Source organism: Cyanobacterium sp. T60_A2020_053, assembly GCA_015272165.1.
Lineage (GTDB): Bacteria > Cyanobacteriota > Cyanobacteriia > Cyanobacteriales > Cyanobacteriaceae > Cyanobacterium.
Map to the genome: position 1 here is coordinate 57953 of JACYMF010000030.1, position 14856 is coordinate 72808.

The window sequence follows — 14856 nt, forward strand, 5'->3', positions numbered from 1 at the left end:
TGCGTAATATCAGTTAATAATAAAATTATATTAAGTTTAGTTGGGTTTCGTTGCCTTAACCCAACTCAGATATTAACGAGGTAAATCACTATAACCCATTAAAAATTCATCGCATTTTTGCGCCACCCCGCGCCCTTCATTGAATGCCCAAACCACTAAACTTTGTCCCCGACGACAATCCCCAGCCGTAAACACATTAGGAATACTGGTTTGATAATCGTCATAATCAGCTTTAATATTACTACGTTGATCTTTTTCTAAGTTCATTTGTTCTAGTAAAAATTGCTCAGGTCCTAAGAAACCCATTGCTAATAAGACTAAGTGGGCAGAAACTACTTTTTCTGTGCCGGGGATAGGATTAGGGATAAAGCGCCCGTCACCGTTGCGTTGCCATTCTACCTCTACCGTATGCACTGCTTTAACTTGACCATTTTCATCGCCCTCAAACTTAGTGGCAGTGGTAGTATAAAAACGAGGATCAGCACCAAATTTGGCGGCTGCCTCCTCTTGCCCATAATCAAGGCGATAAATTTTTGGATATTCAGGCCAAGGGTTATTTTTTGCCCTCATTTCAGGGGGTTGAGGCATAATCTCTAATTGTACCACCGCATTACAACCATGACGGATGGAAGTGCCTACGCAGTCTGTGCCAGTATCACCACCACCAATTATCACAACATCTTTATTTTGAGCGGAAATAATCCCCTCTGGGTTGCCATCTAATAACGCTTTGGTGTTAGCGGTTAAAAAATCCATGGCAAAATGGATTCCTTGCAATTCTCGCCCTTCAATGGTCAAATCTCTAGGTTTTCCAGCACCAATACACAAAATTACCGCATCAAAATTATTAACCAATTCTTCCGCTTTTAAATCCTTGCCGATTTCGGTATTGCAAACAAATTTTACTCCTTCTTCCTCCAATAAATGGATACGGCGCATCACCACTTTTTCCTTATCCAACTTCATATTGGGAATACCATACATGAGTAAACCACCGGGTCGATCGGCTTTTTCATAAACAGTTACTTGATGCCCTGCTTGATTTAATTGGGCGGCGGCGGTTAACCCAGCAGGACCAGAACCGATGATAGCAACAGTTTTTCCCGTGCGCTGTGTAGGAGGTTGTGCTTTTACCCAACCTTGCTCCCAACCATGATCAATGATGCTACATTCAATATTTTTGATGGTCACGGGAGGGTTATTAATCCCTAGTACGCATGAACCTTCGCAGGGCGCCGGACAAACTCTCCCCGTAAATTCGGGAAAATTATTAGTTTTGTGTAAACGCTCTAAGGCTTCTTCCCACAAGCCACGATAAATTAAGTCATTCCATTCAGGAATAAGGTTATTGATAGGGCAACCACTAGCCATACCACTGATTAACTCTCCCGTGTGGCAAAACGGCGTACCACAATCCATACATCTCGCCCCTTGATTTTTGAGATTTTCTTCGGGCAAATGAAGATGAAATTCGTCCCAATTTTTTATACGGTCGAGGGGCGCTTTATCTACTGGTAACTCTCTGGTATATTCTAAAAATCCTGTTGGTTTTCCCATATTTTTATTTAATTTTAATACTGTTATTTTACTGACTAATTAATTTGTTAAATCTTGAAAATATCTACTCTTCTTGACTATTATATGTCAATTATCCCTGATAATAGCTTGTTATTTTTAATTTTATATGATAAGGAAATAATGTTTTTGATATTTTTTTAACAAAAATATTAGTTTATTTTTAGTGTAGGATGAATTTTAAATTTATGTTAGATTGTAAAGATTGATTTAACTTTTTATTTACTATTCTTAATAAGTTCTTGTACAAGATTGTATATTGGTAACTTAATTCAGTTTTTGACATTTCAGTAAAACTTAGGGCTAACAACGATATGATGTCTCAATAAAACGATAGAGAAGAATCTCAAACTATTGATTATTGGTAAAATTGTGTAAGTCTTGATAAACTAAAAATCATAGCTAGGCTCACTAAATTTAAAAATAATGATCAATATTCAGACTAAAATATTAGAAACCTTAGACAAAATGCCCTTATCTCTACAAGAAGAATTATTGCATTATGCACAGTACCTTCAGGATAAATATAGTCAAGCTAGTATGACTTACGCTCATGACGGTGATGTTGTCAACGATTTCCGTATTTCTTGGCATGAAGCAATGACAGGGCAAACAATTCCCCTTACTGAAGTTTGGGAAAGTTTAGAAAATGAAGAATAACCCAAAAGTTATCGTTGAGGTAACTCTTACATTTAAACGTAATTTGAGTAATCTCAAGAAAAAATATCGCAGTATTGTTAAAGACATAAAGCCCATAATAGACCAATTAGAAATGGGAGAATTATTAGGAAATAGAATCACAGGCACTAACTATAAGGTATTTAAAGTACGGATAAAAAATAGTGATATTCAGAAAGGAAAAAGTGGTGGATACCGTCTGATTTACTATGTGAAAACACAAAAAATGGTTGTGTTATTAAATGTTTATACAAAATCAGAACAAGCTAACATTACCAATCAGCAAATTATAAGTATCATCAAAGATAATCAAGCCAGTGATGTGACGGAAAATTAGAAATTTTGCTACCTAGTTTTTTAATTTTGTCGTTTCAAAAGCTGTAAACTGCAATATTAACATTGACAATAAAGTTATGATTAGTTAATAATAACAAGGTCAATCATCGAAATTATGATTAATTTAGTGAACAAATCTCATTCTCTCCAATGGTTGGTAATTGTCTGTTTAATGGCTTTGGTGACTCTGTCAGGATGTCAACAAGTGGCAACGGAAGCCCCTGTTAATGGGGAGATAGAAAATCCTATTATGGCTGATAATATTTCGGAAAACGTACCTACACAAGAAAATAATTACATGAATTTACCTAGATTAGAAGGAAAAGCGACGGTTGTGATGAAGGTTAAGGGTGAATCTATCACCATTGAATTAGATGGTAATAATGCGCCCGTCACCGCAGGAAATTTCGTTGATTTGGTGCAGAAAGGAGTTTATGATGGTTTAGTATTTCATCGGGTGGTAAAAGAGCCTCAACCCTTTGTAGTGCAAGGGGGAGACCCTCAAGGAAAAGACCCTAATTTTCCAGCTAGTGGACTTGGCACGGGAGGTTATACTGATCCTAAGACAAATTCTCAGCGTTATATTCCCCTAGAAATTCGCCCGGCTTACGATGAAACGAAAGAAGGGGTTACTCCTCCTGACATCATTTACGGTAAAACCATTACCACTACTCCTCAATTACGTCATGAGTATGGCACCATCGCTATGGCGCGCTCACAAATGCCTGATTCTGCTTCTTCTCAGTTTTATTTTACCCTCGCTGATTTATCTTTTCTGGATGGTAATTATGCGGTTTTCGGTAAGGTGACTTCTGGTATGGAAGTGGTGGAAAATATCTCTCAGGGCGATCGCATTGAGTCGGCTGAAGTGGTGACGGGCGCTGAAAATCTCAAGTTGTAATTTTTGCACTGAGAGAGGGGAAGTAATAATTATGAATTATGAATTATGAAATAATAATTTCCTTTGCCCTTTGCCCCTTGCCCTTTGCCCTTTTAACCAATTATCAATTATTTTGTGACTACTGATTTTGACCGTGAAATAATGCAGAGATGCCTCGATTTGGCACGAAGGGCGCGAGGGAAAACTTCTCCTAATCCCCTCGTGGGTGCGGTGGTGGTAAGGGATGGGGAGGTTGTGGGGGAGGGCTTCCATCCTCAAGCGGGAATGCCCCATGCGGAGGTATTTGCTTTACGAGAAGCTGGAGAAAAGGCAAAAGGAGCAACAATTTACGTTAATCTTGAGCCTTGTAATCATTACGGCAAAACTCCCCCTTGCACTGAAGCGATTATTCAAGCTGGTATCAAGCAAGTTATCATTGGTACAATTGATCCTGATAGTCGGGTTTCTGGGGGCGGTATTAAGCGGTTGATGGGCGCTGGAATTGATGTTAGGGTAGGGATTGAGGAAAAAGATTGTCTATTGTTGAATGAGGCTTTTATTTTTCGGGTGACTCACCAGCGCCCGTTCGGCATCCTGAAATATGCTATGACTTTAGATGGTAAAATCGCTACCATGACGGGAGATAGTAAATGGGTGACGTGCGCTATGGCTCGAAATTATGTCCATCATTTACGTTCTACTTGTGACATTGTGGTAGTTGGTGGTAATACAGTTAGGAAGGATAATCCTCGTTTAACGAGTCACGGTGTCTCCAGTCATAATCCTTGTCGTGGGGTGATTTCTCCTAGTTTTAATTTACCCCGTGATGCTCATTTATGGAATACCCAAGAGGCAAAAACGATTATTTTTACAACTCCTCACCCTAATTCACCTCTGAAAAGTCATTTACTTAATCAAGGAGTTGAGATTGTTGAGTTAACAGATTTTTCTATTTCTCTCATCATGGATAATTTTTATCAACGGGGTTTTAACTCCGTTTTGTGGGAGTGTGGCGGTAATCTCTCGGCTAGGGTGATGGGCGCTGGGGGTATTCAGAAGGTATTAGCTTTCATCGCACCGAAAATTATTGGTAGTAACAACAGTTATCATCCCATGGGTGATTTAGGTATTCAAAACATGGCGGATGCTTTTAATTTGCATGATTTAAGTATTCAATCTTTAGGTCATGATTTTCTCATTCAAGGATATTTAAGGGTAATGGATAATTGACTTGACAATGGATAAGGGGAAGAATGTAGAATGCAAAAGTAATTAATTCTTTTCTTAATTAGGGTTTGCTGAATAAATCAAAAATCTTGTCAAATAAAGATTTTTAGCATCATAAAAACCCAAAAAAGTGCCAAAAATAGGGTTTTTTAGAGAAAATGCAGTATTTTCTTGTCACTAATCGACAATTTTTAATAAAAGCTCAGAATTTGTCACAGTATTCAGTTATGCGAAAGTCTTTAATTGATAAGCCTTTCCACTCCCCTAACGACACCACTTTTTCTGCAAACCCTAATTATGTTGTGCCATGAGAAGCACCTCTCTCCCCTGATAATTTACTAGGGGAGAAGACTAAAACTATATCGACTAAAGCCTCTTTATCGGAAAGTAATAGATCAAGGATGTTAATTATTTTGATTGTAAACTTAACCTTTCATCTTTGACATTTACCCCAATAGTTTCCCCACTCTTAAACTCTCCCTTCAAAATTGCTTTAGCAATGGTGGTTTCTAAATACTTTTGTACTGCTCTTTTTAAAGGTCTTGCACCATAGACTGGATCGTAGCCAATGTCGGCGAGAAAATCGAGGGCTTCTTCTGCCATGTCTAAGAATAATTTTTGTTCAGCTAATCTTTCCTCAAGGCGATTCACTTGTAACTTGACAATATGGCGCAGTTGTGATTTATCAAGGCTATGGAAGATGATAATTTCATCAATACGGTTAAGAAATTCAGGGCGGAATTTATCACGCATGGCATCCATTACCCTAGCGCGCATCACCTCATATTGAGCGTCATCACCCCCCAAATCTAGGATATACTGCGATCCAATATTACTGGTCATAATAATAATGGTATTTTTAAAATCCACCGTGCGCCCTTGGGAATCCGTCAAGCGCCCGTCGTCCAAAATTTGCAACATAATGTTAAATACGTCGGGGTGCGCTTTTTCAATTTCATCAAATAAAATGACAGAGTAGGGGCGCCGTCTCACCGCTTCCGTTAATTGCCCCCCTTCCTCATAACCCACATAGCCGGGAGGGGCACCCACCAAACGAGAAACAGTATGTTTTTCCATGTATTCGGACATATCAATGCGAATCATCGCTTCATCGCTATCAAAGAGAAGGAAAGCTAAGGCTTTGGCTAGTTCGGTTTTTCCTACCCCTGTAGGACCTAGAAAGATGAAACTAGCGGTAGGACGATTAGGATCAGCTAAACCAGCGCGAGAACGCTGTATGGCTTCAGAAACAGCCGTTACAGCTTCATCTTGACCGACTACCCTTTCATGAAGTTGATCTTCAAGGTGTAATAATTTCTCTTTTTCTGACTCTACTAATTTACTGATGGGAATACCAGACCATTTAGAGATGATTTCCGCAATATCTGCTTCTAATACTTCTTCTCTTAATAGTGATTTACCGCTTGTTTGTTTTTCTGCTAAAAGGGTTTCTTTTTCTTTAATTTGTCTTTGTATATCGGTTAATTTTCCATAGCGCAATTCAGCAGATTTATTGTAGTCATAATTGCGCTCTGCTTGTTGAATTTCTACGTTAATTTGTTCTAAAGACTCTCTCAGGGTGCGGATTTGATCGATAATGTCTTTTTCGCTTTGCCATTGGGCATTAAAAGCGCTTTGTTGCTCTTTTAAATTGGCTAATTCTTGCTCTAATTTTGCTCGTCTTTCAATAGAGGCTTGATCTTGCTCTTTTTTCAGCGATAAACGCTCCATTTCTAGCTGTAAAATTTTGCGATCAACCTCATCTAATTCCTCTGGTTTTGAGGTAATTTCCATCTTTAATTTAGCCGCAGATTCATCCACTAAATCAATGGCTTTATCTGGTAAAAAACGCTCTGTAATATAGCGATTCGATAATACTGCGGCTGCGACAAGGGCGCTATCGGCAATTTTTACCCCGTGATGGACTTCATAACGCTCTTTCAAACCGCGCAAAATTGAGATAGTATCAATAACATTAGGTTCATCCACAAATACCGATTGAAAACGTCTTTCTAGCGCGGCATCTTTTTCGATATATTTGCGGTATTCATCCAACGTAGTCGCCCCAATACAGCGCAGTTCACCGCGCGCTAACATAGGTTTGAGGAGATTTCCTGCATCCATAGCGCCCTGAGTCGCCCCAGCGCCCACCACCGTATGAATTTCATCAATAAAGAGGATAATATTACCTTCCGATTCCGTCACCTCTTTTAACACTGCTTTGAGTCTTTCTTCAAATTCCCCCCGATATTTCGCCCCTGCAATCAATGACCCCATATCCAAACTAATTAGGGTACGATCTAGCAAGGATTCTGGTACATCTCGGTTAATGATACGTTGGGCTAACCCTTCCACAATAGCAGTTTTGCCCACTCCCGGCTCACCGATTAACACGGGATTGTTTTTCGTGCGCCGTGATAGTATCTGAATAGTACGGCGCACTTCATCATCTCTACCGATAACTGGATCAAGTTTACCACGCCTTGCCAAGTCGGTTAAATCACGCCCATATTTTTCTAAAGATTCGTATTTTCCTTCGGGGTTTTTATCGGTCACTTTTTGACTACCTCTAATATTTTTAATAATAGTTTTTAGTTGTTTTTCTGTTAAGTTGAAATCTTTAAATAAATTTTTCCCAAAACGGTCATCTTTAGCATAGCTTAATAATATATGTTCCACTGAAATAAAATCATCATTAAATTCTTGACGATATTTTTCAGCATTATCTAAAAGTCTATCTAATGCCTTTCCTAAATAGACGGAATCTCCAACATTTTTAACTTTTGGTTGACTAGCTATAAATTGGTTTGTTTTAGTTTGTAATTTACTGATACTAATATCAGCTTTATTAAAGATACTGGTAGCTAATCCTTGTTGTTCTAATAGTGCTTGAAACAGATGTTCTGTTTCTATTTGTTGATGATTATTTTCTTTAGCAATTTGGGGAGTTTTGGTAATAGCTTCCCATGCTTTTTCGGTAAATTGTTCGGGATTTGTTGGTTGCATAATTAGTTAGGTAGTGCTGAAAAAGTATTTTGGTGAAGAAATGTAGAATTTAGAATGTAGAATTTAGAATTAATAATTTTTGATTGGGATAGAAAAAATACAGTTTTTTAGAGGAAAAAGGCTATCTTTGGCACTTTTTTAAGATTTTATTGTACTCAAAACCTTTGCCCTTTGCCCTTTCAACTTTGCCCTTTTTTAACTTAACTTAAATTACTGCCCAAAGTAAATAAACTAAATAACGTGCCACTATTCCATAAACTATGAACTAAAATGGAGGCTAACAAGCTACGAGAGCGAGTATAAACGACTCCTAAAAGTATGCCTAATATAGTCAGAGGTAACACTTCAGCTAAACTTAAATGCGCCAAGGCAAAAATTAAACTACTAATTATAATAGCGCCCGTCACCGATACATAACGAGTCAGAGAAGGTAGTAAAAACCCCCTAAACATTATTTCTTCGTAGAGGGGCGCTAAAATTGAAGCGGTGACAAAGAAAATTAACAAGGTAATTTTATCTTGGGATTCTAATGCCAGTAATAGTAATGGGTTACTTCCTCCTTTTCCCTGCCATAACTGTTGATTGATGAGAGACACTAAAAACACGAGGGGAATTGCGACAACGTAACCACCTAATCCCCACCATAACCAATTTTTGTTTACCCATTTAAACCAACCTTCGGGAAGGGGAAAAAAGGATTTGATGGAAAAATATAGAACAAGTAAACCACTTCCTGCCATCATTGCGTAACTGAGTAAGACATAAAAGGCTTTGCCTCGAATATCTAAACCAAGAGGAGAAATGCCGGAGACACTAAACAATATAGGTAAAACGAATTGAGAAATAAAGAAAAAACCCACTACTAACACTTGTAAAATGATTTCGCTATCCCATGTCAATTCCCAAGATGTTTCGCTATTAGTTGCCAAAATACCTTGATCTTTTTTCAGTAACCATTGAATAATTAAATATATCAGTAATCCAGCGCCCGTCACCCCCCCGACAAAGGGTATAACACTGAGAAATAATAGCCGAATCATGGCTTTTTGGGCTAATTCCTGCTGTTGTTGTGCCACCATAGATAATTCTCTTTGATTATCTGTTACTGTATAGAGTTGTTTTAAAGCAGTTAATTTAAACCAATCTTTAAGATTATTTTCGATTATTTCTTGACTATTTTCTTCAATTAATTCTGGTTTTAACCACAGATTATTAATGGTAGTTTGGAGGGCGCTGGGAGGAATTTCTTGCCATAATTGAGAGGCTTTATTTATATTATTTTCTACGGCTTTAATAATGCCTAATTTTAGCTTAATTTCATTAGCAATTTGACTATTTTCTTGATTGCTCTGAGCTAAATTTTCTCTAGGGTTATCAACTAAATTAGCTACATTTTCGCTAGAATAATTATCCAAACCATTGAGAGCTTTAATATATTGTTTTTCTGCGGTTTGATAAGGATTTATACCGACTAAACTATCAGCTAAACTCTGAAGATTATTGCCGATCTGCTCATCTTTATCTCCTTTAAATTCTGCCACATTAAGGAGTAGATTAGTTTGATATAATTCTAATTGGTATTGTACTTGTGATTGGGATACACTTTGACTAAGGGCAAAAATTACACTAAATAGGGAAAATATACTAAGTAAGCCAATAATAAATTTTTTAAATGTCATTATCGATGTTGGCATTTTAAATAATTGTTAATCACTTAGATTATATAGTAATCGTAAGCCAAAAGGGCAAAAAGCACATGGCAAAGGCAATTTTGCCCCGACTTGTGAAAACACTCTGTTTTGAAAATCCTCTCCTTGAAAGTAGAGAATTAACTGACAAAGGTGTAAAATTGTATGAGCTAGTTTGTCTCACTCTAATAATTAATTAAGTGAAACTTAGCTGAATCAGTCTTGATAAATATTAGACATCGACCGAATTTATTTTTTGTGGTTTCGTAGGGGTTGAATAATATTCAACCCTTACAGGCTTCAACTCTGAAAATAGCTATTGTGGGAGAAGTCTATTGATTAATACTAAATAATACATTAATTAAATAATATGAGTGAAAAAAATAGTTTTGGTAATGGCTTCTTATTCGGTACAGTTATCGGTGGGTTAATTGGTGGTGTTATTGGTGTAATTGTCACTAAAAAAACAACTGAATTAAATGAAGATAGGGAAGAAAAAAAACAAGCTAATAACTATACAGTAAATAATAACAATATTGAAAATTCTCGCCTCAGTTTAGAGGAAAAAATTAATCAGCTTAATCACGCTATCGATGATGTCAGGGTAACATTACAAAAAAATACTGATTTAATTGATAATTGATCAAAGGGGCAAAGGGCAAAGGGCAAAGGTAAACTTACAAATAAATTAGATTACCATTAAATTTATTTACATCTTGAAAAGATAAATTTATAAACCCTCTATTTTTTGATCATTAAAGTTTAGGTATTAAAAATTATTAAAACATGGATAACTTCATTGAATCTACCATAAACGTTGCTGAGGGAGTTAATTTATCACCCATGGGGTGCGGAACGTGGGCATGGGGAAATCAGTTTCTATGGGGCTACAAACCCTCAATGGATGAAGAATTACAACGGGTGTTCAATGACAATGTATCCCATGGTGTAACTTGGTTCGATACCGGAGACTCTTACGGCACCGGGCGCTATGGAGGGCGCAGTGAGTTATTATTAGGAAAATTCGCTCAAGAATATGCAGGGAAAAACAAGGAAAATTTAGTTATTGCTACCAAATTGGCTGTATATCCTTGGCGCTTAACACCCCAATCCATGGTGAAAGCCTGTGAAAAATCCGCCCAACGTCTCGGCAGACCAGTGAACTTAGTACAAATGCACTGGTCTCCTGCTAAATATTTACCTTGGCAAGAGAAGCCGTTATTAAGAGGTTTAGCACAGTTATATCACGAAAAAAAGGTGAAAGCCATCGGTTTATCTAATTATGGACCTGATAATTTAATGAAGGCTTATGAATTTTTACGGAGGGAAGGGGTAAAAATTAGCACTCTACAAATACAGTATTCTCTTTTATCAACTTATGCTATTTCTGAGTTAGGATTGAAAGATTTATGTCGAGAATTAAATATACAAATTATTGCCTATAGTCCTTTAACTTTGGGTTTATTAACAGGTAAATATCAGGAAAATACTCCTTTACCAAAAGGCACTAGAAAATGGTTATTTAAACAGTTATTACCTAAAATAAAACCTTTATTAATGAGATTAAATGATTTTGCTTTAATTCATCAAAAAAGTATGGCACAAGTTGCTCTTAATTGGTGTATTTGTCAAGGCACAATTCCCATACCCGGTGCAAAAAATACCAGTCAAGCTGAAGAAAATCGAGGGGCGCTGGGGTGGCGTTTATCGACTGATGAGGTGCAAGAGTTAGAAGATATTGCCCTTAATTTGGATAAAAAAATGATCCAAAATATTTTTCAAACTACTTAGGTGGTGCTGAATAAATCAAAGCCCTTGTTAAGTAAAGGCTTCCAGCATAATAAAACCCATAAAAGCTACCTCAACTCCTCTTTTTTCTCTAAAAATTACCTCTTTCCTCTACCCCAGTCAAAAATTATTGATACAAATGAGCAATTTATGAAAAATAACTATTGGGCTTAACTCTTTAATTTATAAGCATTTTACCTGAAACCTGACACCCGAAATCTGACACCTCCCCTCACTAAAATACTTTTTTAGCAACCCCTATTTTAAGTTTTTTCCCAGCGCACGACATACCATTGTAAATAGCTATTCTCATCCAGATTAAACTCGCAATAATTATCTAATAAATAATCGGCTTGTGCTTCAATGGTGGGATATTTTTGCACATCACGGGGTAAATCTGTAGCTAATTTTAAGATGTTTTTAAGTTTAGTAGATAGTTCTTTTTTTGTTAATAATTGTTCGGGTTGGTTAGTCTCTAAAACCACATAACCATCCTCTTGATACATAATAGAATCTGCCATATCTTTCGGTATTATAAAATGTTTAAATAAGTTGTGGCAATTAAGTTATATCAGGTTCAGAAATTGGTTACAAAAAGACTCTATGTCTTCGTAATTTACCCACCGTGTAATGAATTACACGGAACCAACGAGATTACGTTCAATAAATTGAACTAAGATTATTTTTAATTGATTCATAATTCATAATTCATTAGCCTTTAAAAACTACCATCTTGAGCAACAAAAGAGCTATGCTTAGGCAAGGGCGCTACAGCTTCAGTAAGGGTAAATTCGCCATCTAAAATGCGTTGTTTCAAGGCTTGGCTAACTTGTCTTGACAGGTATAAACTAGCCACAGAAGCAACTCGCACTGTTTGCCCCTCAATTTTAATTTTACCACTTTTAAGATGGGCATAACTAGCTAAACCAAAACTAGGGCGCACACGCCGGGGAATGGAAAAATCCATGACGGGCGCTACAATATCCTTATCCTCTACAGCGCACCTCGCCACAACTTCTTCACTCAAGAGAGGAATAGGAATCCCCACCCCCAACATCAAAGATGAACCATAATTCTTAAAATAACAACCCCGCACCCATTGACGAGTCATTTTCTTGGCATCTCCCACCAATGCCACCGTAGCCGCCGGACCAATAGGCGTATGATTTGCTAATCTTTTTTGTAAGGGGAAATGCTGTGTTCCTTCCCAAGCGATAAAACCCTCAGCGCCCCCCAAAAATATCTTTGTACCGATGCCTAGCACATCCAAATCGGGGTCATTTAATAGGGGGGAGTGCGCCCCCACGCTAGAGTAAACAGCGTTGCCTAAACGGGGTAAAAGTGGTCCTAAATAAGTATACAGAGTTCGATCTCCTCCATTTACCCCCACTATAAAATTTTGATACAAATTACGAGGATTATATAAGTAAAACTGATTAATACTATCTTTAGTAATAGTGGATTCAAAGGAAGCACGGGGATAACAGTCGGTAACTTGCCCAACGGCTTTAATATTAACGGCTTTACCCGATATTAAATCTTCGATGACGTGCGCCCCTCCCCTTTCAGGTAAATTAGCTGGTATATTTTCTCCTAACTCATGACTAGAGCCGTATTCAGAGGGAATAGTTGCCCCTAAACAAAGATCAACAGCCCCAAATCCTGCATAAGCAGGGACACCATCCAGCCAACATTGACGGATTTTGATAGGTGGATCGGTATGCCCTAGATTAATAATAGCTCCGGATGATTCCATCGGTTCAAAGGTACCAGTACAAACTACATCAATTTCTTGATAAGTTTTACTTATGCCTTGCTTTTTGACTTTCGCCTTTAATTCTTCAATGGTACAGACGTTTATTTTTCCTTGGCTGATTTTGTGGTTAATTTCCGAAATGGTGCGCATAAATGTAGTAACAGTTGAATTTTACCCAAATCCCATCTTCCCCCTCAAAATTGTGTTGAAAATGCCTTGTTTTTCAATACTTACCTCGACAAATTATCAGTTTACAGCAGTTTTCATTTCCTTAAACCACACTTTAGATTATTAGGAGGATTCTCTTTGCGTCTTCGCGCCTTTGCGAGAAACAAAAAACGTGGTTAATTAATCAGAAATGAACTCTATAAAAACAAGTGTATTACTTATCACTAAGAGCAGCAAAAAAACCGGGTACTTTAGAACCCATGTTAGCGCCATCTTTTTGAGAAATGATCACTCCTGTAATTTGATCGCTCAAAATAGCAATTTTTTTATCAGTTTGTTTATCGCAGGTTAACTCAATGATTTCAGGAGTAGGGCTTTTAATTGTCTCAAGGATATGTTGATATAGTTGTTGTGCTTCGCTTTCTTCATTTTTTTGCACTGATAAGGGCATGGGAATGTATCTAACTAATAAGTCAATGGTAAACATAGATTGTTGTGATAATTTCTTGATTTTTCCCTCTTTATTTTAGTGGAAAAAGAGTCAAAGAGTTTAAAAAGACAAGATAACATCCTATCAAATCACGAGGGAAAGCGCCCTCCACCTCACAAAAGCTGGATTTAACAGGGATATTTTTTTAGCCAAGTTTACCGTGACACTGTTTAAACTTTTTGCCGCTGTTGCACCAACAAGGTTCATTTTTCTTGGGTTGAATGGGCGGTAAAATTTCTCCATCAGTGTAAAACCATTTACCTTTTTCTTTAATAAAATTAGATCGTTCGTGCAGTTGAGCAAGAGATTCTCCTTCTTGATATACTGCCATAAACTCAACAATCCCTGCTTCATCCCCAGATTTGCCTCCTTCGGTATTAAGTACGGTTAAACTGCGCCAGATAAGACTATTAGCAGTAGCCGTAATCATTGCTCTACTATTGGGTTTGCGGTACTTAGGATGTTCTGTGTTGAATAGGTAATCTATATTTTTAAGACAGTAAGCAGTATAGCGCGATCTCATCAGTTTTTCGGCGGAGGGCGCTGGTAATTGTCCTTGTAGATAGACATCACAACATTGATTTAATGGTTTTTGACTTCCACAGGGACAAGGCTGAGAAGAAAGACTATGATTAGAAATAAGCATAATTAAATGTCGATATAGAATTCAAGTTTAAATAGCGGTATAAATCACTATTAAAAGGATCGATTTTTTCATTAACCATCGCCATATATTCCTCCATAGTGGAAATTTTACCAAGCAAAGCGCCCTCCACCCCAACTCAATACCACAGAGATAAAAACCAGCGCCCACCACCTTAACTCAACACCACTGAGATAAACTCCAGCGCCCTTCTCCGTAAATTATGTTAGAGATGTGTGATAACTATACACTTAAAAACTATCAAAAGGATTCAATACTTTTAATTCACTAATCCAACTAAAATCATCAATATTTCTAGTTATGAGTGTTAAATTATAAACCTTTGCTGTACTTGCAATAATCGCATCGCCTAAAGACATTTTTTTATTTGTTTTAGTTTTACAGCTTGATCAATTATAGGTTGAGAAATTTGTAAAATTTCAGAAGCCTTAAAAAACTCCTCAAAATGAGCTTTATCATTATCAGTTAATTTATGATAACCCAGTACTTCAACATAAGAAAGAGCAGAAACATAGGGAGAATTTTTGCTAATAAATTCCCTTAAAAACTCATTTTCTAGTTGTGCGGCATAAATGATGATATTACTGTCAATTAACATAA

The 14856-nt window shown here is 37.1% G+C and carries 13 protein-coding genes and 1 pseudogene; 6 read left to right on the plus strand and 8 right to left on the minus strand.

Annotated elements, in window-relative coordinates:
* Positions 1–72 precede the first annotated feature (72 nt).
* A complete protein-coding gene (locus IGQ45_04820; GenBank protein ID MBF2056549.1) occupies positions 73–1557 on the minus strand; it encodes a glutamate synthase subunit beta in 1485 nt (494 codons plus the stop codon).
* 444 nt (positions 1558–2001) lie between these two features.
* Here IGQ45_04820 and IGQ45_04825 point away from each other — a divergent pair, with 444 nt between their 5' ends.
* The 4 genes from IGQ45_04825 (at position 2002) to ribD (ending at position 4699) form a co-directional block, all read left to right on the plus strand.
* Complete coding sequence (locus tag IGQ45_04825; GenBank protein ID MBF2056550.1) at positions 2002–2235, plus strand: DUF2281 domain-containing protein; 234 nt, start codon at positions 2002–2004, stop codon at positions 2233–2235.
* A complete protein-coding gene (locus tag IGQ45_04830) occupies positions 2225–2590 on the plus strand; it encodes a type II toxin-antitoxin system RelE/ParE family toxin (GenBank protein MBF2056551.1) in 366 nt (121 codons plus the stop codon). Before IGQ45_04825 ends, IGQ45_04830 begins: the two co-directional genes overlap by 11 nt.
* Positions 2591–2704: 114 nt before the next feature.
* The gene (locus tag IGQ45_04835) at positions 2705–3490 is read left to right on the plus strand and encodes a peptidylprolyl isomerase (GenBank protein MBF2056552.1); all 786 of its coding nucleotides are present in this window, start codon (positions 2705–2707) and stop codon (positions 3488–3490) included.
* A 141-nt stretch (positions 3491–3631) separates the two neighbouring features.
* Positions 3632–4699 (plus strand): bifunctional diaminohydroxyphosphoribosylaminopyrimidine deaminase/5-amino-6-(5-phosphoribosylamino)uracil reductase RibD, encoded by a 1068-nt coding sequence (gene ribD / locus IGQ45_04840; GenBank protein ID MBF2056553.1) that lies wholly within the window; start codon positions 3632–3634, stop codon positions 4697–4699.
* A 405-nt stretch (positions 4700–5104) separates the two neighbouring features.
* Here ribD and clpB read toward each other — a convergent pair whose 3' ends face one another.
* Positions 5105–7702: an ATP-dependent chaperone ClpB gene (gene clpB, locus IGQ45_04845; GenBank protein MBF2056554.1), complete on the minus strand. Its 2598-nt coding sequence runs from the start codon at positions 7700–7702 to the stop codon at positions 5105–5107.
* A gap of 200 nt (positions 7703–7902) precedes the next feature.
* On the minus strand, positions 7903–9381 hold the full coding sequence (locus IGQ45_04850) for a CPBP family intramembrane metalloprotease (GenBank protein ID MBF2056555.1): 1479 nt from the start codon (positions 9379–9381) through the stop codon (positions 7903–7905).
* Between the two features lie 379 nt (positions 9382–9760).
* Between IGQ45_04850 and IGQ45_04855 the strand changes: the two genes are divergently transcribed.
* Together IGQ45_04855 and IGQ45_04860 are read left to right on the plus strand one after the other, a co-directional pair.
* Complete coding sequence (locus IGQ45_04855) at positions 9761–10033, plus strand: hypothetical protein (GenBank protein MBF2056556.1); 273 nt, start codon at positions 9761–9763, stop codon at positions 10031–10033.
* A 143-nt stretch (positions 10034–10176) separates the two neighbouring features.
* Positions 10177–11181 carry an aldo/keto reductase gene (locus IGQ45_04860; GenBank protein ID MBF2056557.1) on the plus strand — a complete coding sequence of 335 codons (1005 nt, stop codon included), beginning with the start codon at positions 10177–10179 and terminating at the stop codon, positions 11179–11181.
* 260 nt (positions 11182–11441) lie between these two features.
* Here IGQ45_04860 and IGQ45_04865 read toward each other — a convergent pair whose 3' ends face one another.
* The 5 genes and pseudogenes from IGQ45_04865 to IGQ45_04885 form a co-directional block, all read right to left on the minus strand.
* The gene (locus tag IGQ45_04865; GenBank protein ID MBF2056558.1) at positions 11442–11699 is read right to left on the minus strand and encodes a chlororespiratory reduction protein 7; all 258 of its coding nucleotides are present in this window, start codon (positions 11697–11699) and stop codon (positions 11442–11444) included.
* Positions 11700–11896: 197 nt separating this feature from the next.
* Positions 11897–13084, minus strand: coding sequence for a homocysteine biosynthesis protein (locus IGQ45_04870; protein ID MBF2056559.1), 1188 nt, complete (start codon positions 13082–13084; stop codon positions 11897–11899).
* Positions 13085–13316: 232 nt separating this feature from the next.
* Positions 13317–13589 (minus strand): hypothetical protein, encoded by a 273-nt coding sequence (locus tag IGQ45_04875; protein MBF2056560.1) that lies wholly within the window; start codon positions 13587–13589, stop codon positions 13317–13319.
* Between the two features lie 148 nt (positions 13590–13737).
* On the minus strand, positions 13738–14238 hold the full coding sequence (locus tag IGQ45_04880) for a YchJ family protein (protein ID MBF2056561.1): 501 nt from the start codon (positions 14236–14238) through the stop codon (positions 13738–13740).
* Positions 14239–14486: 248 nt separating this feature from the next.
* Positions 14487–14854, minus strand: a pseudogene (locus IGQ45_04885) (type II toxin-antitoxin system VapC family toxin).
* Positions 14855–14856 lie beyond the last annotated feature (2 nt).